Origin of the sequence: Streptomyces sp. NPDC012508 (assembly GCF_042902595.1) — a bacterium.
Classification (GTDB): domain Bacteria; phylum Actinomycetota; class Actinomycetes; order Streptomycetales; family Streptomycetaceae; genus Streptomyces.
Map to the genome: position 1 here is coordinate 1,041,698 of NZ_JBIBEO010000001.1, position 21,670 is coordinate 1,063,367.

Sequence of the window (21,670 nt, forward strand, 5' to 3'; positions counted from 1 at the left end):
GCGCACTTGGGGCGCTCATCAGCGCGTTTACGGAGAGCCCCGCAACCCCCGGGCGCGCGGGGCGCCGGTGCGGGGGTCGCGGGAAGACCACTCGAATCGGTGAGCGCGGGAGCGTTACTTCTCCACCTCGGCGGCGAGGTTGGCGAGGACGAGGTCGTAGATGCGGCCAAGCCCCTTGGGCGCGAAGGTCTTCTCGAAGAAGCCGCCGATGCCTCCGGCGCCGTTCCAGACGGTGGTGACGACGGCCCGGGACTTGCCCTCACCGGCGGGGGTGACGGTCCAGGTGGTGACCATGGAGGAGTTGCGGTCCTTCTCGACGAGCTGCCCGTCGGTGGGCTCGGTCACCTCCAGGAGGCAGTCGCGGATCCGCTTGCTGGTGGCCTGGAGCTTCCAGTGGACGAGGGTTCCCTCGCCGTCGCCGCCCTCGCGCACCTCGTACTCGCTGAAGTGCTCGGGCAGCACCTTCGCGCGCGTGCCGCTGTAGTCGGCCAGAGCGTCGAACACCTTCTCCGGGTCCGCCGCGATGATCCGCTCCGTGGTGGCCTCTACCTGCGCCATTGCACTTCCTCCAGCACTTGGTTCCTCAGGGGTGTGGCACCAGCCAACCACCTGGGCGCGGGCCTCCCAAATCCGGGCTCCCGAACCGGGTTGCAACGATCAAGGGAACACGTGTTCTATTCTGGGCGTACGGCTGAGGCCACTGCTACCGAGGAGGCGTCCATGCGCTGGGACAACCTGGGCGACGACCCCGCCGCCGCCGGGACCGCGCTGTTCGGTACGGACGCGGTCACCACCCGCACGTTCGACACACCCGAGTTCCGCGGGATCACCTTCCACGAGGTGCGGGCCCGCTCGATCGTGAACCGGGTGCCGGGCGCCTCTCGCATGCCCTTCGAGTGGACGATCAACCCGTATCGCGGCTGCACGCACGCGTGCGTCTACTGCTTCGCCCGCAAGACGCACAGCTATCTGGACCTCGACACCGGTCTCGGCTTCGACTCCCAGATCGTGGTGAAGATCAACGCGCCGGAGCTGGTGCGCCGCCAGCTCGCCTCCCGCCACTGGCAGGGCGCGCACATCGCGATGGGCACCAACGTCGACTGCTACCAGCGGGCCGAGGGGCGCTACGGGCTGATGCCGGGGATCATCGAGGCCCTGCGGGACCACGCCAATCCCTTCTCCATCCTCACCAAGGGCACCCTGATCCTGCGCGACCTCGATCTGCTCGTACAGGCCGCGCAGGTGACCGAGGTCGGCATCTCCGTCTCCGTCGGCTTCACCGACCAGGAGCTGTGGCGCACGGTCGAGCCCGGGACGCCCTCGCCCCAGCGGCGCCTGGACGTCGTCCGCCGGCTCGGTGAGCACGGCATCGGCTGCGGAGTGCTGATGGCCCCCGTGATCCCCTTCCTCGGCGACCGTCCCGACCAGTTGCGGGAGACCGTGCGCGCCGTCGCGGAGGCGGGCGCGACCTCCGTGACCCCGCTCGTCCTGCACCTGCGGCCGGGTGCGCGCGAGTGGTTCTTCACCTGGCTGCGGCAGCACCATCCGCACCTGGTGGGACGGTACGAGCGGATGTACGCGGCCGGGGCCTACGCCCCGACCTGGTACCAGCGCCGGATCACCCGTCAGGTGCACGAGCTGGCCGCCGAGTTCGGGATCGGGCCGGCCCACCGGGGCGCGCCGCGCCGGCTGTCCGTACCGGAGGAGCCCGCGCTCGCGGGGGCGCCCGAGCAGCTCACCCTCCTCTGAGGGACGGACGGCCGAGGGGCACACGAGGGAACCCGAAGACCTGAACGGATCCGACGGATCGCCTGATCGGGTCAACTCTGTGCGGAAGAGGTCCTTCCGCATGCGCTCCGGGGCACGGACGCCCTATGACCACACGCGCAGGAATGCTGATCGCCGCTGGGGCGCTGGTCGCCGGGACGGCCACCGTCCTGCCCGCGTCCGCGGCCCCACGGCCCGAGCCGACCCCCCGCCCGATCGCGCCGCTCGTCTGGAGCGGCTGTGCCACCTCGGCGTATCCGAAGCTCCAGTGCGCCACGCTCGAGGTGCCGCTGAACCACGACGACCCGGCCGGCCGGAGCATCACGCTCGCGCTGACGCGGATCCCGCACTCCGCGAAGGAGTTCCAGGGCCCCCTGCTCGTCAACCCGGGCGGACCGGGCGGCAGCGGCAGGACGCTGGCCGGGTTCGTGGCTGCCTCGCTGCCCGCGTCGGTGGCGGCGCAGTACGACGTCATCGGCTTCGATCCGCGCGGGGTCGGCAGGAGCGAGCCCGCCCTCGACTGCAGGCCCGGCCACTTCGACCCGGTGCGCCCCGACTCGCTGCCGAGCGGCGCGGAGGCCGAACAGAAGGGGGTCGAGCGGGCGCAGGCCTTCGCGACGGCGTGCGGAGAGAAGTACGCCGACGTCCTGCCGCACATCGACACCGTCAGCACGGCCAGGGACCTGGACGCGATCCGCGAGGCGCTCGGCGCGCCCCAGCTCAACTATCTGGGGTACTCCTACGGCACCTACCTCGGCGCCGTGTACGCGCGGCTCTACCCGGAGCGCGTGCGACGCTTCGCGCTGGACTCCGTCGTCAACCCCCAGGGCGTCTGGTACGAGGACAACCTCGCGCAGGACCTCGCCTTCGACACCCGCCACAAGGACTTCATGGCCTGGGTGGCCCGCCAGAACGCCACGTACAAGCTCGGTACGGACCCGGCGGCGGTCGAAGCCGCCTGGTACCGGATGCGGGACGCGGTGCGTGAGACCCCGGCGGGCGGCAAGGTCGGCCCCGGCGAACTGGAGGACACCTACCTGCCGGGCGGGTACTACGACGGGTACTGGCCGTCGCTCGCCGGGGCGTTCTCGGCGTACGTCAACGACAAGAACGCGGTCCCGCTGACCCGGGCGTACGAGAGCTACGCGGCGGCGGACAAGGCGGCGGACAACGGCTACTCGGTCTACACGAGCGTCCAGTGCCGGGACGCGAAGTGGCCGCGCGACTGGAACACCTGGCGTACGGACAACTGGGACGTCCACGCCAAGGCGCCCTTCGCCACCTGGAACAACGCCTGGTACAACGCGCCGTGCGCGTTCTGGCCGGTGGACTCGCTCACGCCGCCGGACGTCACGAACGACGAGGTCGCGCCGGTGCTGATCCTCCAGGCGACGGACGACGCGGCCACCCCGTACGAGGGCGCCGTCGCGCTGCGGCAGATGGTGCGGGGCTCCAGCCTGGTCGTCGAGGAGGGTGGCGGCAACCACGGGGTGTCGCTGGCCGGCAACGACTGCCTGGACGAGCACCTGGCGGCCTATCTGGCCACAGGAACCGTGCCGCGCGGTGACGGGCAGTCGGAGGTGGACGCGGTCTGCGAGGCGCTCCCGGAGCCGGTACCGCTCAAGGCCGCCCCCGCGGCCCGCAACGGCTCCGCCACGGACACCGCGGCGGGGGCCACGACAGGCGGCGGCACGGCCGGCGTGACGGGAGGCGCGGTCCTGCACGGGCTCCTCGGCCACGAACGCTGAGGAACCCCGCCACACGGGGGCCGGGCCGGACTGTCAGTGGCGTGCGCGAGGATGTCGGGCATGAGTACGCACCTGACCCATGTGCCCGCCCCCGACGGTGTCGCGGCCAGCCCCCAGTTCAGCCATGTCGTGTGGGGCACGGGCCGGTTCGTCGCGATATCCGGCCAGTGCTCCCTCGACGCCTCGGGCGCCGTGGTCGGGGCGGACGACCCGTGCACGCAGGCCCGTCAGGTCTTCGCGAATCTGCGCCGCTGCCTCGCCGCTGCGGGCGCAGGGTTCGAGGACGTGGTGAAGCTGACGTACTTCGTCACCGACGTCGCCCACCTCCCGGCCGTCCGGACGGCGCGGGACGAGGCCTTCGGCGCGGCGCCGCTCCCGGCGAGCTCCGCGGTCCAGGTCGCGGCGCTGGTCCGCCCGGAGCTCCTGATCGAGATCGAGGCCTTCGCCCTGGTCCCGGAGGCCGACGCCGGCTAGCGGGCGAGCCGGGCGAGCGCCTCGGCGGCCGCCCGGCCGAGGCGGGGGTGCGGGAGGGCGGCCTCCAGCGCCGGCAGGGCGCGTGGATCGCCGAGGGCGCCGAGCCCCTCGGCACAGGCGACGCCGACCCGCCAGTGCGGATCGTCGGACCCCAGACGCCGTTCGAGGACGGTGACCAGAGCCGGTACGGACTCGGGGGCACGCAGGTCGGCGAGCAGCCGGACCGGCAAGAGGGCGTAGGCGACGCGGAGTTCGTTGGTGGCGAGGGCGGCGGCCGCGCGCGCGGTGCGCGGGTCGCCGAGCCGGGCCAGGGCGTACGCGGCGGAGACGCAGCGCTCCGGGTCGCGGTGGTTGAGAAGCAGGACCAGGGCTTCGAAGGCGCGTGGGTCGCGGGCGAGGCCGAGCCGGAAGGCGGCGATCTCTCGGGCCCAGAGCGGTTGGCCGGGCGCGGTCAGGACGCGGGCGGACTCTTCGGGATCGTCGGTCGCGGCGAGTTCTTCGAAAGCCTTTCGGTCACCTTCCGCACCGTCGAGGATCTCGTCCCGCAATCGATCGATCATCGAGCAGAATTCGGGGTCCTGGGCGATATCCATGGCTGTCAGCGTATCCGCGATCCAGATCACATTTTCTGAACTCCCCGGGACTGGCGCCCTCGTTACCCGCCGGTTAATCTCAGGTGAGCGGGTAACCCCCGCATCCTCACAACGGCCTGGTGACGCAGCCGTCGTGAGATCGAGTTTGTCGGTTCGGCAGTTTTCGATGTGACTCCGGGACAGAGTCCATCGCCTTTTCCACGCGACTCTTCGCGCTTCCGTCGTGAACTCCTCGCGTTTTCCGTTCGCGACCCGTTCGCGCCCGCACGCGCTCCGCACGCGCCGCCTTCAGTCGTCACTCTTCCCTCCTGGAGTCCCCTGATGGACACCCCTCTCTCCACCATCGCCGTCGTCGGTCTCGGCACCATGGGCAAGGGCATCGCCGATGTCCTCGCCCGCGCCGGCCGCGAGGTCATCGGCATCGACATCAGCGAAGCCGCCGCGATCCAGGCCGTCGCCGCCCTGGAGGCGTCCACCGCCCGTGCGGTGGCCCGTGAGCGGATCACCGAGGAGGAGCGGCAGGACGTCCTCGCCCGCTTCCGCACCTACTCCGACCTCCAGGCGGCGGCCGACGCCGACCTCGTGATCGAGGTCGTGCCCGAGTCGTACGAGGCCAAGCAGGAGGTCTTCCGGGCCCTGGACGCCGTCCTCCGGCCCGACGCGATCATCGCCACCGGCACCAACGCGCTCTCCGTGACCCGGCTCGCCGCCGACTCCGCCCACCCGGAGCGCGTGCTCGGCCTGCACTTCTTCACCCCGGTCCAGGCCATGAAGCTGGTGGAGATCGTCTCCTCCGTCCTCACCGCGCCGCAGGCCGTCGAGGCCGTCACCGCCCTCGCGCACGACCTGGGCAAGGAGCCCGTCGCGGTCGGCGACCGTCCCGGCTTCGTCGCGGACGGCCTGCTCTTCGGCTACCTCAACCAGGCCGCCGCGATGTACGAGGCGAAGTACGCCTCCCGCGAGGACATCGACGCCGCCATGAAGCTCGGCTGCGGCCTGCCGATGGGCCCGCTGGCGCTGCTCGACCTGATCGGCATCGACACCGCCCGTACCGTCCTGGAGGCGATGTACAGCGAGTCGCGCGACCGGCTCCACGCCCCCGCCCCGATCCTCAAGCAGCTCAGCGAGGCGGGTCTCACGGGCCGCAAGTCCGGCCGCGGCTTCTACACGTACGACGCCGCCGGCTCGGCCACCGTGGTCCGCGACGCGCTGACCCCGCTGGAGAGCGCCGCCACCGGCGGCGGCCGCGAGGTCCGCTCGGTCGGCGTCGCCGGCTCGGGCACGATGGCCTCCGGCATCGCCGAGGTCTTCGCCAAGGCCGGGTACGAGGTCGTCCTCTCCGCCCGTTCCCAGGAGAAGGCGGACACCGCCAAGGCACGGATCGCCAAGTCCCTCGCCCGCTCCGTCGACAAGGGCCGGATGACCGGTGAGGCCCGCGACGAGACGCTGGCCCGGATCACCCCGGCCGGTTCGCTCGACGCCTTCGCCGAGGTGGACCTGGCCGTGGAGGCGGTCGCCGAGGACCTGGCGATCAAGCAGGAGCTGTTCGCCCGGCTCGACAAGATCTGCAAGCAGGGCGCGGTGCTCGCCACCACGACCTCCTCCCTGCCGGTCGTCGCCTGCGCACGCGCCACCTCGCGCCCGCAGGACGTCATCGGGATGCACTTCTTCAACCCGGCGCCCGCGATGAAGCTGGTGGAGATCGTCCGTACGGTCCTGACCGCGGACGACGTCCACGCCACGGTCCGCGAGGTCACCACGAAGATCCGGAAGCACCCGGTGGACTGCGGCGACCGGGCCGGTTTCATCGTGAACGCGCTGCTCTTCCCGTACCTGAACAACGCGATCAAGATGGTCCAGGAGCACTACGCGACCCTGGACGACATCGACGCCGCGATGAAGCTGGGCGGCGGCTACCCGATGGGTCCGTTCGAGCTGCTCGACGTCGTCGGCCTGGACGTCTCGCTCGCCATCGAGCAGGTCCTGCACCGCGAGTTCCGCGACCCGGGCCTGGCTCCGGCGCCGCTTCTGGAGCACCTGGTGGCGGCCGGCTGCCTCGGCCGCAAGACGGGGCGCGGCTTCCGCGAATATGCCCGACGCTGAGCCCTACGCGGGCTGGGGAGGGTTGCTGAGCCCCGGGGGTGCCCACGGCACCCCCGGCACGGGTCCGGGCGACCCTCCCCCACCTGGGCACACTCCCGCACTGATGCAGTACGTTCAGGACATGTCCAAGGCCGCAAAGTCACCCCGTGCCACGTCCACCTCCGACAGCCAGGAGAGTGCGGCCGGCACCCGTGCGGCCGCACAGCGGCTGAAGATGCGCCGCGAGCTGGCGGCCGCGGCCATGGAGCTCTTCGCGACCAAGGGGTACGAGGCCACGACGGTCGACGAGATCGCCGCGGCGGCCGGGGTCGCCCGCCGGACCTTCTTCCGCCACTTCCGCTCCAAGGAAGAGGCGATCTTCCCGGACCACGACGACACCCTGGTGCGCGCGGAGGCGGTCCTCAACGCCGCCCCGCCGCACGAGCACCCGCTGGACACGGTCTGCCGGGGCATCAAGGAGGTCATGAAGATGTACGCGGGGTCCCCGGCGGTCTCCGTGGAGCGGTACCGGCTCACCCGTGAGGTACCCACCCTGCGCGAGCGTGAGATCGCCTCGGTGGCCCGCTACGAGCGGCTCTTCACCCGCTATCTGCTGGGCCACTTCGACGAGCGCGACCACCACGACGGCAACGACGACCCGCTGCTCGCCGAGGTGGCGGCATCGGCGGTCGTCACGGCCCACAACCACGTCCTGCGCCGCTGGCTGCGGGCCGGGGGCCAGGGGGACGTGGAGGCGCAGCTGGACCACGCCTTCGCGATCGTGCGGGAGACGTTCGGTACGGGCATAGGAGCACGGCCGGTCTCGGCCCCCCAGACGCCCCAGACGGGCGCTCAGACGGCCGCACAGGCGCCCGCGGCGACCATGTCCACGGAGGGCGGGGTCCTGGTCGCGGTGGCGCGTACGGACGCTCCGCTCGACGAGGTCATGCGCACCATCCGGAACGCGCTCCAGCGCGACTGACCGCCGGTTTCACGACGAGGGCCGCCCCCCGCCCCCGGGGGGTGGCCCTCGTCCCGTTTTACCCCCACCTTCGATCGATCATCGCTCATGTGTGACCGGCAGATTGCATATGAGTGAAATTGTTGGCACGCAGTGCCTTGTCAGGTGACACGCGGTGCCATACGTTGATGTTGTCCGGGCGGCCGGCGCGCCGAGGCCTCCTCGTGCGCCGGCTGTCCCCACAAGCCATCGTGATTGTGCGCCCGGACGCCTGCGTCACAGGCAACCCTCAGCGCCCACCCGGCGCAGCCACCGCACCACCCGCCGAACCGACGGCACACCTCCACAGCAGCACTCCAAGACGTAACCCCTCAGTGCGTCCCGCCCGGACGCCGCACCGCCGGAGGCACCCCGTGAAGGACATCCTGGACGCGATCCAGTCGACGGACGCCACGTCCGCGGACTTCGCCAACATCAAGCTCCCCGAGTCGTACCGCGCCGTGACCGTCCACAAGGACGAGGCCGAGATGTTCGCCGGCCTCGAGAGCCGCGACAAGGACCCGCGCAAGTCGCTCCACCTCGACGACGTGCCGCTCCCCGAGCTCGGCCCGGGCGAGGCCCTGGTCGCCGTGATGGCCAGCTCCGTGAACTACAACTCGGTCTGGACCTCGATCTTCGAGCCGGTCTCGACCTTCAGCTTCCTCGAGCGGTACGGGCGGCTCTCCGAGCTCACCAAGCGCCACGACCTGCCGTACCACATCATCGGCTCCGACCTCGCGGGCGTCGTGCTGCGCACCGGCCCGGGCGTCAACGCCTGGAACCCCGGCGACGAGGTCGTCGCGCACTGTCTCTCGGTCGAGCTGGAGTCCTCGGACGGCCACAACGACACGATGCTCGACCCCGAACAGCGCATCTGGGGCTTCGAGACCAACTTCGGCGGCCTGGCGGAGATCGCGCTCGTCAAGTCCAACCAGCTCATGCCGAAGCCGGACCACCTGAGCTGGGAGGAGGCCGCCTCCCCCGGCCTGGTGAACTCCACCGCGTACCGCCAGCTGGTCTCCCGCAACGGCGCCGGCATGAAGCAGGGCGACAACGTCCTGATCTGGGGCGCGAGCGGCGGCCTCGGCTCGTACGCCACCCAGTTCGCGCTGGCCGGCGGCGCCAACCCGATCTGTGTCGTCTCCTCCCCCGAGAAGGCCGACATCTGCCGGGCGATGGGCGCGGACGCGGTCATCGACCGCAACGCCGAGGGCTACAAGTTCTGGAAGGACGAGAACACCCAGGACCCGCGCGAGTGGAAGCGCTTCGGCTCCAAGATCCGTGAGCTGACCGGCGGCGAGGACATCGACATCGTTTTCGAGCACCCGGGCCGCGAGACCTTCGGCGCCTCGGTGTACGTCACCCGCAAGGGCGGCACCATCACCACCTGCGCCTCGACCTCGGGCTACATGCACCAGTACGACAACCGCTACCTGTGGATGTCCCTGAAGCGCATCATCGGCTCGCACTTCGCCAACTACCGCGAGGCGTGGGAGGCCAACCGCCTGATCGCCAAGGGCAAGATCCACCCGACGCTCTCCAAGGTCTACTCCCTGGAGGACACCGGCCAGGCCGCGTACGACGTCCACCGCAACCTGCACCAGGGCAAGGTCGGCGTCCTCGCGCTCGCCCCCCAGGAGGGCCTCGGCGTGCGCGACCCGGAGATGCGCGCGAAGCACATCGACGCCATCAACCGCTTCCGTAACATCTGAGCCCGGGACCGTACATGACAGAGCGTCAGAAGGACCGGCCGTGGCTCATGCGGACCTACGCCGGTCACTCGACCGCCGAGGCGTCCAACGAGCTGTACCGGCGCAACCTGGCCAAGGGCCAGACCGGTCTCTCGGTCGCCTTCGACCTGCCCACGCAGACCGGCTACGACCCCGACCACATCCTCGCCCGCGGCGAGGTCGGCCGGGTCGGGGTCCCGGTCTCGCACCTCGGTGACATGCGCCGGCTGTTCCAGGACATCCCCCTGGAGCAGATGAACACCTCGATGACCATCAACGCCACGGCGATGTGGCTGCTGGCGCTCTACCAGGTGGTCGCCGAGGAGCAGGGCGCGGACGTCACCCGGCTCCAGGGCACCACCCAGAACGACATCGTGAAGGAGTACCTGTCGCGCGGGACGCACGTCTTCCCGCCCGGCCCGTCGCTGCGCCTCACGACGGACATGATCACCTACACGGTGAACCACATCCCGAAGTGGAACCCGATCAACATCTGCAGCTACCACCTGCAGGAGGCGGGGGCCACTCCGGTCCAGGAGATCTCGTACGCGATGTCCACCGCGATCGCGGTGCTCGACGCGGTCCGGGACTCCGGCCAGGTCCCGGCGGACCGCTTCGGCGAAGTCGTCGCCCGTATCTCGTTCTTCGTGAACGCGGGCGTCCGCTTCATCGAGGAGATGTGCAAGATGCGCGCCTTCGGCCGCATCTGGGACAAGGTCACCCGCGAGCGGTACGGCATCGAGAACGACAAGCAGCGCCGGTTCCGCTACGGCGTCCAGGTCAACTCGCTCGGTCTGACCGAGGCGCAGCCGGAGAACAACGTCCAGCGGATCGTCCTGGAGATGCTGGCCGTCACGCTCTCCAAGGACGCACGCGCGCGTGCCGTCCAGCTGCCCGCCTGGAACGAGGCGCTGGGCCTGCCCCGCCCCTGGGACCAGCAGTGGTCGCTCCGTATCCAGCAGGTGCTCGCCCACGAGTCCGACCTGCTGGAGTACGAGGACATCTTCGCCGGGTCGCACGTGATCGAGGCAAAGGTCGGCTCGCTCGTCGAGGAGTGCCTGGCCGAGATCGACCGGATCCAGGAGATGGGCGGCGCGATGGCCGCCGTCGAGTCCGGCTACCTCAAGTCGCAGCTGGTCTCCTCGCACGCCGAGCGGCGCGCCCGGATCGAGTCCGGCGACGAGAAGATCGTCGGCGTGAACATCTTCCAGTCGACCGAGGAGAACCCGCTCACCTCGGATCTCGACACGGCGATCATGACCGTCGATCCGGCCAACGAGGCCAAGGTCGTCGCGAAGCTCCACGAGTGGCGTGACAACCGTGACGAGAACCGGGCCCAGGAGTCGCTGGCGGCCCTCAAGGCCACGGCTGCCGGGGACGGCAACCTCTTCGCCGCGACCGTGGAGTGCGCGCGTGCGGGTGTCACGACCGGCGAGTGGTCCTGGGCGCTGCGGGACGTCTTCGGCGAGTTCCGCGCCCCCACGGGCGTCTCCTCCGCACCCGTCGCGGTGACGGCCGAGGAGGGCACCCCGCTGGCTCTCGTACGGGAGAAGGTGGCGCGGACGGCCACGGAGCTCGGCTCCGGGCGGCTGCGGCTGCTGGTCGGCAAGCCGGGCCTCGACGGGCACTCCAACGGGGCCGAGCAGATCGCCGTACGCGCGCGTGACGCCGGTTTCGAGGTGGTCTACCAGGGGATCAGGCTGACGCCCGAGCAGATCGTCAACGCGGCCCTCGCGGAGGACGTGCACTGCGTGGGTCTGTCGATCCTCTCCGGCTCGCACGCCGAGCTGGTCCCGGACGTCCTCGACCGCCTCCGTGAGGCCGGCGCCGTGGACATCCCGGTCATCGTCGGGGGGATCATCCCCAACGCCGACGCCGCAGAACTGAAGCGCGCGGGTGTGGCCGCCGTCTTCACACCGAAGGACTTCGGTATCACGGAGATCATCGGCCGTATCGTCGACGAGATCCGGAAAGCGAACAAGCTCGACCCCCTGGAGGTCCCCGCATGACCAGCCCCGTGAACCGACTCCGCCCGCGTCGCTCGTGTCTGGCGGTCCCCGGCTCCAACCCGCGCTTCCTGGAGAAGGCCCAGGGGCTCGCCGCCGACCAGGTCTTCCTCGACCTGGAGGACGCCTGCGCGCCGCTCGCCAAGCCCGAGGCCCGCCACACCATCGTCAAGTTCCTGAACGAGGGCGACTGGACCGGCAAGACGCGCGTGGTGCGGGTCAACGACTGGACGACCCACTGGACGTACCGTGACGTCGTCACCGTCGTCGAGGGCGCCGGCCAGAACCTCGACTGCATCATGCTGCCGAAGGTCCAGGACGCGCAGCAGATCGTGGCGCTCGACCTGCTGCTGACGCAGATCGAGAAGACCATGGGCTTCGAGGTCGGCAAGATCGGCATCGAGGCGCAGATCGAGAACGCCCAGGGCCTCAACAACGTCAACGCGATCGCGACCGCCTCGCAGCGTGTCGAGACCATCATCTTCGGCCCGGCCGACTTCATGGCCTCCATCAACATGAAGTCCCTGGTCGTCGGCGAGCAGCCGCCCGGCTACGACGCCGACGCCTACCACTACATCCTGATGAAGATCCTGATGGCCGCCCGCGCCAACAACCTCCAGGCGATCGACGGCCCCTACCTGCAGATCCGCAACCCCGAGGGCTACCAGGCGGTCGCCCGCCGCGCCGCCGCGCTCGGCTTCGACGGCAAGTGGGTGCTCCACCCGGACCAGGTCGCCGCCGCGAACGAGATCTTCTCCCCGTCGCAGGAGGACTTCGACCACGCCGAGCTGATCCTGGACGCGTACGACTACTACACCTCCGAGGCCGGCGGCAAGAAGGGCTCGGCCATGCTCGGCGACGAGATGATCGACGAGGCCTCCCGCAAGATGGCGCTGGTCATCTCCGGCAAGGGCCGCGCCGCCGGCATGGAGCGCACCACCAAGTTCGAGATCCCGGAGGCCTGAGTCCGATGCAGTTCGGCCGCACCTACGAAGAGTTCGAAGTCGGCGCCGTGTACAAGCACTGGCCCGGAAAGACGGTCACCGAGTACGACGACCACCTCTTCTGCCTGCTGACGATGAACCATCATCCGCTGCACATGGATGTGAACTACGCCGAGAACACGACGGACTTCGGCAAGAACGTCGTCGTCGGCAACTACATCTACTCGCTGCTGCTCGGCATGTCCGTCCCGGACGTCTCGGGCAAGGCGATCGCCAACCTGGAGATCGAGTCGCTGCGTCACGTGGCCCCGACCTTCCACGGCGACACCATCTACGGCGAGACCACGGTCCTCGACAAGACCCCGTCGAAGTCGAAGAACGACCGCGGCATCGTCTACGTCGAGACCAAGGGCTACAAGCAGGACGGCACCCTCGTGTGTGTCTTCCGCCGCAAGGTGATGGTCCCCACCGAGACGTACATCAAGGAGCGCGGCGGCGAGCAGCCCGGCCGCCCCGAGCTGATCGAGCCCGCGAAGAAGACGGAGAAGTAGCCATGGCCCGACTCGCCCAGACCGCCGGGCTGACGGATGTCCAGCAGGAGATCCTCAAGACCGTCCGGGAGTTCGTCGACAAGGAGATCATCCCGGTCGCGACCGAGCTCGAACACCGCGACGAGTACCCGCAGCAGATCGTCGACGGGCTCAAGGAGCTCGGCCTCTTCGGTCTGATGATCCCCGAGGAGTACGGGGGTCTGGGTGAGTCGCTGCTCACGTACGCGCTGTGCGTGGAGGAGATCGCCCGCGGCTGGATGTCGGTCTCCGGCATCATCAACACGCACTTCATCGTGGCGTACATGCTCAAGCAGCACGGCACCCAGGAGCAGAAGGACTACTTCCTTCCGCGGATGGCGGCCGGCGAGACGCGTGGCGCGTTCTCGATGTCGGAGCCGGCCCTCGGCTCGGATGTGTCGGCGATCACGTCGAAGGCGGTCAAGGACGGCGACGAGTACGTCCTGAACGGCCAGAAGATGTGGCTGACGAACGGCGGAACGTCAACGCTGGTCGCCGTTCTCGTCCGAAGTGACGAAGGACACCCCGAGGGCACGGCGCCCCACAAGTCGATGACGACCTTCCTCGTCGAGAAGGAGCCCGGCTTCGGAGAGGTCCGCCCCGGCCTCACCATCCCCGGGAAGATCGACAAGATGGGTTACAAGGGCGTCGACACGACCGAACTCATCATGGACGGACTGCGCATTCCGGCCAATCGGGTACTCGGCGGGACCACCGGCCGAGGGTTTTACCAAATGATGGACGGCGTGGAGGTCGGCCGCGTGAATGTCGCGGCCCGTGGCTGCGGTGTCGCTCAGCGTGCTTTCGAACTGGGTGTCTCTTATGCCCAGCAACGTCACACTTTCGGCAAGCCGATCGCCCAGCACCAGGCGATTCAGTTCAAGCTCGCCGAGATGGCTACCAAGGTCGAGGCCGCTCATGCCATGATGGTGAACGCAGCACGCAAAAAGGACTCCGGGGAACGAAACGACCTCGAAGCAGGGATGGCGAAGTACCTCGCCTCCGAATACTGCAAGGAAGTCGTCGAGGACGCCTTCCGTATCCACGGTGGATACGGGTTCTCGAAGGAGTACGAGATCGAGCGCCTCTACCGCGAGGCTCCGATGCTGCTCATCGGTGAAGGTACCGCCGAGATCCAGAAAATGATCATTGGCCGCCGGTTGCTCGAGGAGTACCGGTTCCAGGGTTGATTGTCGCTTTTGAGTCGGTTCGGCCGCGAAGAAGATCACACCCTGTCAACGTTCTCTGAGCGTTTCCGGCCGACCGACTCGGCTTCTGGCTTACCCAGTTGCGGCTCCCACCCGATAGCATCGATGGAAAGCCGCCGTCCCCCGTTGCCAGTGCGGCATCATCCGCTACGAAGGTCATCCATGCCCCACAGCCAAACCTCTGCACCTCGCGACAGCCTCGCCGGCGTACGCATCGCACGCGGAGCATCGCCGTGGCTTCTGCCGACCGTCGCCACCGCGGCGCTGAGCCTCGTGCGTGCGCGCCGGTCTCGGCGCGCCGCGGCCATCGCCGTGCCCACCACCGCTCTGGCGGCGGGCATGCTGTGGTTCTTCCGCGACCCCGAGCGCGAGATCGCTCAGGGCCGGGTCATCTCCCCCGCCGACGGTGTGGTGCAGAGCATCATGCCGTGGAAGGACGGACGCACCCGGGTCGCCATCTTCATGAGCCCGCTGAACGTCCACGTCAACCGCGCGCCGCTGGCCGGCACGGTGACGTCCGTGGAGCACATCCCCGGCGGGTTCGTCCCGGCGTTCAACAAGGAGAGCGAGAACAACGAGCGCGTTGTCTGGCACTTCGACACCGAGCTCGGTGACATCGAGATGGTGCAGATCGCCGGGGCAGTGGCCCGGCGCATCGTGCCGTACATCCCCCAGGGGACGAAGGTCGAGCAGGGCGAGCGCATCGGTCTGATCCGTTTCGGGTCACGCGTTGACATCTACCTTCCGGAGGGTGTGGACGTCGCCGTCGAGGTCGGTCAGACCACGACCGCGGGGGTGACTCGCATTGACCGTGATTGATCCCGACACCCGGGCCGCCGACTGGGTCGCCGACGGCGACGCGGAGGATGCCGAGGACGAGGAGATGCCGCTGTCGTTGAGGCTGTCCATAGCGGACGCCCTCACGCTCGGTAACGCGACGTGTGGATTCATGGCGGTGTACTTCACCACCACCGGGATCCTCATCCCGCACCTCACGGGCAGCACCGAGACCGGCATGGCGCGCAACAGCGCCGCCACCGCCGTGATCCTGATGCTGGCCGCGGCGATCTTCGACCTGTTCGACGGCATCGTGGCGCGCAAGCTCCGCTCGTCCCCGATGGGTGCCGAGCTCGACAACCTGTCGGACCTGATCAGCTTCGGTCTGGCGCCGGCCTACTTCGTACTCGTGTACGGCATGGTCACGCCCGGCGCGCAGCAGAAGGTCTCGGCGGTGGCCGCGATCGTGGTGCTGCTCGCGGTGGTGCTGCGGCTGGCGAGATTCTCCTGCGTGACCATGAAGGACGGCATGTTCCAGGGCATGCCGAGCCCCTTCGGCGCGCTGACGGTCGTCTCGATCGTGCTTCTCGAGCTGCCGTTCATCCCGACGCTCCTCGCGATCATCGGTGTCGCCTGGCTGATGGTGAGCCGGGTCGAGTACCCCAAGCCGCGGGGCATCCTCGCGGTGGCGATGCTCAGCTGGATCGTGGGCGCGATGGGCATGCTGGCGGCCTGGGCGTTCGACGCGCCGGGCGGGCAGCTGCTGCTCCAGACCGGCTGCGCGCTGCAGGTCGTGCTGGGCGCCGTGATCCCCCTCTTCGCGACGGCCCGGCGGGTGAACACCTTCCGCGACAACCGGCGTGAGAGCCGGGAGGCGCGGCAGGCGGAGGCGGCTCAGCTGCCGTAGGCGATACGTGTACGACGAAGGGCCCGGGTGCGGGAAGCGCCCGGGCCCTTCGTCGTGTACGCCTCAGGTCAGGCGCTTGTAGTAGAGCGTGGTGGGGCGCAGGGTCCCCGAGGGGTCGGCGGCGAAGTCCGGGATGGTTCCGGCACGCGTCCAGCCCGCCTTGCGGTAGAGCCCCTCGGCGGGGCTGTCGGTCTCGGTGTCCAGGATCAGGAGCGTGAGGCCTTCGCGCGCCGCGTGGGCCTCCGCGGCGGCCAGGAGGCGGCCGCCCAGGCCCTGGCCCCGGGCGTCGCGGTGGACGATCAGCCGGGCGATCTCGCCTCGGTGGCGGCCGTTCGCCTTCTCGGTCCGTACGAGCGTCACCGCGCCGAGGAGCTCGCCCCCGGGCCCGTGGGCCGCCCAGACGTCCCGTACGCCCTGGTGGGCCTCCTCGGCGACCGTGAGCCACCAGGCGGCCGCCTCGGCCGGGTCCAGGGGCGCGAGGAAGCCGAGGGAGGCCCCGCCGTCGACGGCGTCGACGAGGAGGGCGGCGAGCCCTTCGGAGGCGTGGGCGCGGATCGCGGGCGGGCCGAGCCGCTCGACGGGAGCCTCGAGGGCGGGGAGGGGGCGATCGGTGACGTGTTCGCTCATGGGCCGAGCTTCACACCCCTGTGTTTCCGGAAGGTGACACGTGCTTCGGGGCGGTGGCGCCCGCGTGCGGGAGCGCGCGCGGGAGCCCCGCCGCGCGGGGTGCGCGGCGGGGCTCCCGTACGCCTGGCTCAGCCCACCTTCGGGGTGAAGGCCTTCGCCGCGTCCGAGACAAAGGGCTCGCGGACCGTTCGCATCCCGCCCGGGACCGACTTGTCCGGCTGCAGGATGACCGACTCCCGCGAGGACGGGGCCTTCGGGTCGCTGAAGTCGTGCGTGCCGAAGCCGGCGTCGTACGCGTTCAGGGTCAGCAGCGCCTTGTCGATGCCCTCGCGGCTGAGGTCCTTGGCGTCGCACGCCTTCTTCAGCGCCTCGCCGAAGACGCTCGCCGCCGTCCAGCCCGCGACGATGCCGTTGTCGAGGCTGTCGCTCGGGTACGCGGCCTTGTAGTCGGCGACGAGCTTCTTCGCCACCGGTGTGTCCGCGCCGATCGGCAGGCTCGGGGAGGCGAACCAGTACATCTTCTCCAGCGCCGGGCCGGCCTGGGTACCGAGCAGCTGCGGCGCGAAGGCCGAGTTGTTGCCGATGACAGGTACCAGGAGCTTCGTCGCCGCCGCGACGCCGACGAGGGAGGCGGCCTGGCGCGGGCCCGCGCTGATGACGATGCCCTTGACGCCCGCCTGCTTGAGCGCCGCCACCTGCGCCGACATGTCGTTGTCCGTGGGCTTGATCTTCTGCTCGACGACCGTCAGACCCGCCTTCTCGGCCGCGTACTTCGAGCCCGCCAGCGCGTTCTCGCCGTAGTCGCCCTCGAAGTAGACATGGCCGAGCTTGTCGCCCGACTTCAGGCCCTTCTCCTTCACCAGGAAGTCGACGGCGTTGATCGTCTCGACGTCGTACGTGGAGCCGAGGACGCGGATGTACGGGGAGCCGAGCAGCGAGGCCGACCAGGCCTGCGGCAGCACCAGGCCCTTGTCCTGGCCGTCGACGCGCTGCTTGACGGCCGCGACGAACGGGGAGCCGATGAACTGCATGTAGCCGGCGACCTTGGGCTCCAGCTCGGTGTAGGCGGAGAGCGCCTTCTGCGGGTCGTAGCCGTGGTCGCGGACCGTCAGCTCCAGCTGCCGGCCGCAGATCCCGCCGGCCGCGTTGACCTGCTTCACGTACAGCTGCTGCGCCTGCGTGACGCTCTTGCCGAGCGTGGCGTACACACCCGTCATGTCGGTGAGAGCGCCGACCGCGATCGTCTTGTCGGTGATGCCCTTGCCGGACTTCACCCCGCCCGCGCCGGTGCCCTTGTCGTCGCCGCTCTTGGCCTTGGAGCTGCAGCCGGCGGCGGTCAGTGCGACGAGGGTGGCGAGCGCGACGGCCATGGTTCTGGTCGCCTGTCGTCGGTGGATCATCGTTCCTCCCCAGAGGAGTGCGAGGGTCGGTCGGTTCGCTTGGGTTTCCGGGTGGCCAGCCGGACCAGGCCTCCGGGCAGGAAGAGCACCACCGCGACGACGGCGGCGCCGTAGAGATAGCGGGCGGCCTCCCCCGGTGCGATCCCGCCCGTCCCGGGGGCGGAGACCAGGGGCAGCGCGTCGCTGTACCGGTTGAGGAGCTGCGGGAGGAGGGAGACGAAGACGCCTCCGACCACCGCACCGGCGACCGAGCCGAGACCGCCGATGACGATCATGGCCAGGTATTCGAGGGAGAGCAGCATGCCGAAGTACTCCGGCACGGTCCGCTGGAAGACCAGCGCGAGCAGGACACCGGCAAGGCCCGCGTACATGGACGACAGGACGAAGACGGCGGCGCGGTAGCGGGCCACGGGTATGCCCATGACCCCGGCGGCGATCCGGTGGTCCCGGATGGCGTTCATGGCGCGGCCGGGGCGGCCGCGGAGGACTCCGCGGGCGAAGAGGGCGCCCGCGAGGAGAAGGACGAGGCCGAGGTACCAGAGCTTCTCCGCGGATCCGAACGGCACCTGCGCGACGAGGAGTTCGGCGTCGTCGAAGGTGAGACCGAAGAGGCTGAGCGGGGGCACGGCCCGGCCGTTGAAGCCGCCGGTGAGGTCGTGCGCGTTGAAGAGGACGTGCTGGCCGATGAAGATCAGCGCGAGGGTGGCGATACCGAGGTACGCGCCCGTGAGCCGGCCCGCGATGGGGCTGAACACTCCGCCCGCCAGGCCCGCGAGGGCGACGGCGAGGACGGCGGCGAGCCAGCCCGGCAGGCCGAGCCCGCTGAGCCCGTCCGCCCCGTCGCCGGCGAAGGCGCAGTAGCCGTAGGCGCCGACGGCCAGGAAGAAGGCGTGGCCCATGGAGAGCTGGCCGGTGGCGCCGGTCAGCAGATTGATGCCGATGGCGCCGATCGCGGCGGCCATGGCGAAGAGCCCGGCCTGGAGCCAGAAGCGGTCCAGGTAGAAGGGGAAGGCGGCGAGGACGAGGCCGGCGACGGCCCATCCGTAGACACGGGGACGGGCGAGCGTGGCGGCGCCACGGCGGGTGAGCGCGTCAGACACGGGCCAGCTCCTTCGTACCGAAGAGTCCGGCCGGACGGATCAGCAGCACCGCGACCATCACCAGATAGGGGGCGAGGTCGCCGATGCCCCGGCCGAGGAAGGTCAGATCGCCCTGGTAGCCGGTGGCGAGGGATTCGGTGATGCCGACCAGGAGGCCGCCGACGAGGGCGCCGGTGGTGGAGTCGAGGCCGCCGAGGATGGCGGCGGGGAAGGCCTTCATCGCGGCGAAGGAGGTGGAGCGCTCCAGACCGGGGGTCGGGAAGACGGTGAGGAAGAGCGCGGCGACGGCGGCCAGCCCGCCGGCCACCGCCCAGGCGCCGAGCGAGACCCGGCCGAGGCGGATGCCCATGAGGGCGGCGGTCTCCTGGTTCTCGGCGGCGGCGCGCATGGCGACGCCCCAGGAGGTGTACCGGAAGGCGAGCAGGAACGCCGTGATGAGCAGCGCGGCGGCGAGGAAGGCCGCGATCCTGGTCTGCGCGAGGGTGACCGGGCCGAAGGTGACGACGGCGTCGCCCCAGGGGTCGCCGAGCGACAGGATGTCCGTGCCGATACGGCGGGTCAGCTCGGTGGCGAGCAGGATGTCGACGCCGATGGTCACGATGGCGAGGACGCTGTGGTCGGAGCCGCGGTAGCGGCGCATGACGAGGAACTCCACGGCCGCGCCGACCAGGGCCGCGCCGCCGATGCCGACGAGCAGCGCCGGCCAGAAGCCGATGTCGTCGTGGAGGACGGCGGTGAAGTAGCCGCCGGCGAGCAGCAGGGAGGCGTGGGCGAAGTTGACGACCTCGGTGGCGCGGAAGATCACCACGAAGCCGAGGGCGATGAGGGCGTAGATCGAGCCCAACGAGATGCCGTTGAGCAGGAGTTCGGCGAAGGTGGTCACTCGGCGGTCTCCTCTCCGAGATAGGCGCGGACGACCGCCGGGTCGTTCTGTACGTCGCCGGGGGCGCCGTCGGCGATCCGACGGCCGAAGTCGAGGACGGTGACGGCGTCGGCGAGCCGCATCACCACTCCCATGTCGTGTTCGACGAGGACGATGGAGATCCCGAGGCTGTCGCGGACGCCGGCGATGACGGCCGCGGTACGACGGCGCTCGTCGGCGGTCATGCCCGCGACAGGCTCGTCGAGAAGGAGCAGCTTGGGCTCCATGCAGAGGGCGCGGGCCAGTTCGGCAAGCTTCTGCTGCCCGTACGGAAGCGATCCGGCGGGCTGACCGAGCTGCTTCTCCAGGCCGACGAAGGCGGCGATCTCCCGGACGCGGGCGCGGTGGCGGGCGTCCTCGCGGGCGGCGGAGGGCAGCCGGAGCCCGGCGGCGAGGAAGCCGGTCCGGGTCAGGCGGTGGCGGCCGAGCATCAGGCTGTCCTCGACGGTGGCGCGGGGCGGCAGCGCGAGGTTCTGGAAGATGCGGGCGACCCCGAGGTCGGCGATCTTGTGCGGGGGCAGGGCGGTGAGTTCGTGTGCGCCGAAGCGGACGCTGCCGGAGGTCGCCTTGTAGACACCCGAGAGCACGTTGAAGCAGGTCGACTTGCCGGCGCCGTTGGGGCCGATGACGGCGTGGACGGTGCCGGGGCGGACGGTGAAGGAGACGGCGTCGAGGGCGGTGAGCCCGGCGAAGCGGACGGTGACGTCACGGACGTCGAGGGCGGGTACGGACACGGCGGGGGTACGGTCCGCCCCGGCGCCGGCCTCGGCCGCCTCGCCGGGAGGCGGGAGCTGGTTCATCGGTTCTCTCCACGGGACTGCGTCGGGCGGGCGCCGTCGGGCCGGGCGGTGGGCGTCGTCATCGGCCGCCCTCCCAGCGGGAGAGCACGGGGTGGGCGGTCGTGGCGGTCGCCGCGTCGGCGGCGGCGTCCTCGTCGACGACGCCCAGATAGCGGCGGCGTACCTCGTCGGAGGCGGCGAGTTCGGCGGCCGGGCCGGAGAGGGTGACCTCGCCGACCTCCAGGACGTACGCCACGGAGGCGAGCCGCAGCGCGAGCGCCGCGTTCTGTTCGACGAGGAGGACGGCCGTGCCCTGGGCGTTGATCTCGCGGATGGTGTCGGCGATCCGGGCGGCCATGAGCGGGGCGAGGCCGAGCGAGGGCTCGTCCAGGAGCAGCAGCTTCGGCGAGGCCATCAGCGCGCGGCCGACGGCGAGCATCTGCTGTTCGCCGCCGGAGAGGAGACCCGCGCGCTGGTGGGCGCGTTCGGCGAGGACGGGGAAGAGTTCGTGGACGCGTTTCAGGGCCGCCGCCTTCGCGGCGCGGTCGCCGCGCGCGCCGAGTCCTCCCGCCCGCAGGTTGTCCTCGACCGTCATCCGGGCGAACACCTGCCGGCCCTCGGGCACCTGGGAGACCCCGGCGGCGACGACCCGGTCGGGCGCGAGCCCGCCGATCGGGCGGCCACCGAAGCTCACGGTGCCGGAGACGACGGCCCCGCCGTGGAACGACAGTGTGCGCGAGACGGCCCGCAACAGCGTGGACTTTCCCGCTCCGTTGCCGCCGAGGACGGTCACGACGCCGCCCTCCGGCACGGTGAGCGACACCTGCCTCAGAGCGCGTACCGGCCCGTACCCCGCCGACAGGTCCGCGACCTCGAGGGCGAGTGCGGTCCCTCCCATGGTTCCCCTTCCGTGGCCCGTTCAGTGGCGCTCACCCCAGCACCGCGGCGGCCGTCCGTCCACGTGCGGCGGCCGAAACGCTGCCGGTGACCAGCGGGCGCCGGGGTGGGTTGTGCACGCGCACAACACCGCGTGTCAG

20 protein-coding genes are annotated in these 21,670 nt (G+C 70.3%); 12 read left to right on the forward strand and 8 right to left on the reverse strand.

What is annotated here, in order from left to right; genetic code table 11:
* Nucleotides 1–114 precede the first annotated feature (114 nt).
* On the reverse strand, nt 115–558 hold the full coding sequence (locus ACFY8U_RS04460; protein ID WP_361443033.1) for an SRPBCC family protein: 444 nt from the start codon (nt 556–558) through the stop codon (nt 115–117).
* A gap of 162 nt (nt 559–720) precedes the next feature.
* On the opposite strand from ACFY8U_RS04460, the gene ACFY8U_RS04465 reads away from it, so the two are divergent.
* The 3 genes from ACFY8U_RS04465 to ACFY8U_RS04475 all read left to right on the forward strand — a co-directional run bounded on the left by ACFY8U_RS04465 (nt 721) and on the right by ACFY8U_RS04475 (nt 3,989).
* A complete protein-coding gene (locus tag ACFY8U_RS04465; RefSeq protein ID WP_389565483.1) occupies nt 721–1,749 on the forward strand; it encodes an Rv2578c family radical SAM protein in 1,029 nt (342 codons plus the stop codon).
* Between the two features lie 125 nt (nt 1,750–1,874).
* Entirely contained in the window at nt 1,875–3,515 is a 1,641-nt protein-coding gene (locus tag ACFY8U_RS04470) for an alpha/beta hydrolase (RefSeq protein WP_389565485.1), read from the forward strand.
* 60 nt (nt 3,516–3,575) lie between these two features.
* Nucleotides 3,576–3,989: a RidA family protein gene (locus ACFY8U_RS04475; protein ID WP_389565488.1), complete on the forward strand. Its 414-nt coding sequence runs from the start codon at nt 3,576–3,578 to the stop codon at nt 3,987–3,989.
* Here the strand turns inward: ACFY8U_RS04475 and ACFY8U_RS04480 are convergent.
* Nucleotides 3,986–4,582, reverse strand: a complete 597-nt coding sequence (locus ACFY8U_RS04480; RefSeq protein WP_389565490.1) for a HEAT repeat domain-containing protein — start codon at nt 4,580–4,582, stop codon at nt 3,986–3,988. The genes ACFY8U_RS04475 and ACFY8U_RS04480 overlap by 4 nt on opposite strands.
* 321 nt (nt 4,583–4,903) lie before the next feature.
* Between ACFY8U_RS04480 and ACFY8U_RS04485 the strand changes: the two genes are divergently transcribed.
* The 9 genes from ACFY8U_RS04485 (at nt 4,904) to pssA (ending at nt 15,805) form a co-directional block, all read left to right on the forward strand.
* On the forward strand, nt 4,904–6,685 hold the full coding sequence (locus ACFY8U_RS04485; protein ID WP_389565493.1) for a 3-hydroxyacyl-CoA dehydrogenase family protein: 1,782 nt from the start codon (nt 4,904–4,906) through the stop codon (nt 6,683–6,685).
* Between the two features lie 121 nt (nt 6,686–6,806).
* A complete protein-coding gene (locus ACFY8U_RS04490) occupies nt 6,807–7,646 on the forward strand; it encodes a TetR family transcriptional regulator (RefSeq protein ID WP_389565496.1) in 840 nt (279 codons plus the stop codon).
* Nucleotides 7,647–8,038: 392 nt separating this feature from the next.
* The gene (ccrA, locus tag ACFY8U_RS04495; RefSeq protein ID WP_361443054.1) at nt 8,039–9,376 is read left to right on the forward strand and encodes a crotonyl-CoA carboxylase/reductase; all 1,338 of its coding nucleotides are present in this window, start codon (nt 8,039–8,041) and stop codon (nt 9,374–9,376) included.
* 14 nt (nt 9,377–9,390) lie between these two features.
* Nucleotides 9,391–11,403, forward strand: a complete 2,013-nt coding sequence (locus ACFY8U_RS04500) for a protein meaA (protein ID WP_389565500.1) — start codon at nt 9,391–9,393, stop codon at nt 11,401–11,403.
* Nucleotides 11,400–12,365: a CoA ester lyase gene (locus tag ACFY8U_RS04505; RefSeq protein WP_260226713.1), complete on the forward strand. Its 966-nt coding sequence runs from the start codon at nt 11,400–11,402 to the stop codon at nt 12,363–12,365. The genes ACFY8U_RS04500 and ACFY8U_RS04505 overlap by 4 nt, the downstream gene beginning before the upstream one ends.
* A 5-nt stretch (nt 12,366–12,370) precedes the next feature.
* Nucleotides 12,371–12,895: a MaoC family dehydratase gene (locus ACFY8U_RS04510; RefSeq protein WP_030320137.1), complete on the forward strand. Its 525-nt coding sequence runs from the start codon at nt 12,371–12,373 to the stop codon at nt 12,893–12,895.
* Between the two features lie 2 nt (nt 12,896–12,897).
* Nucleotides 12,898–14,103 (forward strand): acyl-CoA dehydrogenase family protein, encoded by a 1,206-nt coding sequence (locus ACFY8U_RS04515; RefSeq protein ID WP_260226711.1) that lies wholly within the window; start codon nt 12,898–12,900, stop codon nt 14,101–14,103.
* A gap of 180 nt (nt 14,104–14,283) precedes the next feature.
* Nucleotides 14,284–14,940 (forward strand): phosphatidylserine decarboxylase, encoded by a 657-nt coding sequence (locus ACFY8U_RS04520; protein WP_260226710.1) that lies wholly within the window; start codon nt 14,284–14,286, stop codon nt 14,938–14,940.
* The gene (gene pssA, locus ACFY8U_RS04525; RefSeq protein WP_389566170.1) at nt 14,933–15,805 is read left to right on the forward strand and encodes a CDP-diacylglycerol--serine O-phosphatidyltransferase; all 873 of its coding nucleotides are present in this window, start codon (nt 14,933–14,935) and stop codon (nt 15,803–15,805) included. The genes ACFY8U_RS04520 and pssA overlap by 8 nt, the downstream gene beginning before the upstream one ends.
* Nucleotides 15,806–15,868: 63 nt before the next feature.
* On the opposite strand, the gene ACFY8U_RS04530 is transcribed toward pssA, so the two are convergent.
* From ACFY8U_RS04530 to ACFY8U_RS04555, 6 genes are all read right to left on the reverse strand, one after another.
* Nucleotides 15,869–16,432, reverse strand: coding sequence for a GNAT family N-acetyltransferase (locus tag ACFY8U_RS04530; protein ID WP_389565505.1), 564 nt, complete (start codon nt 16,430–16,432; stop codon nt 15,869–15,871).
* A gap of 128 nt (nt 16,433–16,560) precedes the next feature.
* The gene (locus tag ACFY8U_RS04535) at nt 16,561–17,832 is read right to left on the reverse strand and encodes an ABC transporter substrate-binding protein (RefSeq protein ID WP_361443065.1); all 1,272 of its coding nucleotides are present in this window, start codon (nt 17,830–17,832) and stop codon (nt 16,561–16,563) included.
* A complete protein-coding gene (locus tag ACFY8U_RS04540) occupies nt 17,829–18,932 on the reverse strand; it encodes a branched-chain amino acid ABC transporter permease (RefSeq protein WP_389565508.1) in 1,104 nt (367 codons plus the stop codon). Before ACFY8U_RS04540 ends, ACFY8U_RS04535 begins: the two co-directional genes overlap by 4 nt.
* Nucleotides 18,925–19,815, reverse strand: a complete 891-nt coding sequence (locus ACFY8U_RS04545; RefSeq protein WP_361443071.1) for a branched-chain amino acid ABC transporter permease — start codon at nt 19,813–19,815, stop codon at nt 18,925–18,927. The genes ACFY8U_RS04540 and ACFY8U_RS04545 overlap by 8 nt, the downstream gene beginning before the upstream one ends.
* Nucleotides 19,812–20,654 carry an ABC transporter ATP-binding protein gene (locus tag ACFY8U_RS04550; RefSeq protein ID WP_361594560.1) on the reverse strand — a complete coding sequence of 281 codons (843 nt, stop codon included), beginning with the start codon at nt 20,652–20,654 and terminating at the stop codon, nt 19,812–19,814. The genes ACFY8U_RS04545 and ACFY8U_RS04550 overlap by 4 nt, the downstream gene beginning before the upstream one ends.
* A gap of 58 nt (nt 20,655–20,712) precedes the next feature.
* Nucleotides 20,713–21,531, reverse strand: a complete 819-nt coding sequence (locus ACFY8U_RS04555) for an ABC transporter ATP-binding protein (RefSeq protein ID WP_389565513.1) — start codon at nt 21,529–21,531, stop codon at nt 20,713–20,715.
* Nucleotides 21,532–21,670 lie beyond the last annotated feature (139 nt).

Coding starts and splice junctions, on each gene's coding strand:
- ACFY8U_RS04475 (WP_389565488.1), top strand. CDS start 3,576: ATGAGTACGCACCTGACCCATGTGCCCGCCCCCGACGGTGTCGCGGCC.
- ACFY8U_RS04510 (WP_030320137.1), top strand. CDS start 12,371: ATGCAGTTCGGCCGCACCTACGAAGAGTTCGAAGTCGGCGCCGTGTAC.
- ACFY8U_RS04485 (WP_389565493.1), top strand. CDS start 4,904: ATGGACACCCCTCTCTCCACCATCGCCGTCGTCGGTCTCGGCACCATG.
- ACFY8U_RS04520 (WP_260226710.1), top strand. CDS start 14,284: ATGCCCCACAGCCAAACCTCTGCACCTCGCGACAGCCTCGCCGGCGTA.
- ACFY8U_RS04465 (WP_389565483.1), top strand. CDS start 721: ATGCGCTGGGACAACCTGGGCGACGACCCCGCCGCCGCCGGGACCGCG.
- ACFY8U_RS04505 (WP_260226713.1), top strand. CDS start 11,400: ATGACCAGCCCCGTGAACCGACTCCGCCCGCGTCGCTCGTGTCTGGCG.
- ACFY8U_RS04490 (WP_389565496.1), top strand. CDS start 6,807: ATGTCCAAGGCCGCAAAGTCACCCCGTGCCACGTCCACCTCCGACAGC.
- ACFY8U_RS04550 (WP_361594560.1), bottom strand. CDS start 20,654: ATGAACCAGCTCCCGCCTCCCGGCGAGGCGGCCGAGGCCGGCGCCGGG.
- ACFY8U_RS04460 (WP_361443033.1), bottom strand. CDS start 558: ATGGCGCAGGTAGAGGCCACCACGGAGCGGATCATCGCGGCGGACCCG.
- ACFY8U_RS04555 (WP_389565513.1), bottom strand. CDS start 21,531: ATGGGAGGGACCGCACTCGCCCTCGAGGTCGCGGACCTGTCGGCGGGG.
- ACFY8U_RS04480 (WP_389565490.1), bottom strand. CDS start 4,582: ATGGATATCGCCCAGGACCCCGAATTCTGCTCGATGATCGATCGATTG.
- ACFY8U_RS04515 (WP_260226711.1), top strand. CDS start 12,898: ATGGCCCGACTCGCCCAGACCGCCGGGCTGACGGATGTCCAGCAGGAG.
- ACFY8U_RS04470 (WP_389565485.1), top strand. CDS start 1,875: ATGACCACACGCGCAGGAATGCTGATCGCCGCTGGGGCGCTGGTCGCC.
- ACFY8U_RS04535 (WP_361443065.1), bottom strand. CDS start 17,832: ATGATCCACCGACGACAGGCGACCAGAACCATGGCCGTCGCGCTCGCC.
- ACFY8U_RS04530 (WP_389565505.1), bottom strand. CDS start 16,432: ATGAGCGAACACGTCACCGATCGCCCCCTCCCCGCCCTCGAGGCTCCC.
- ACFY8U_RS04500 (WP_389565500.1), top strand. CDS start 9,391: ATGACAGAGCGTCAGAAGGACCGGCCGTGGCTCATGCGGACCTACGCC.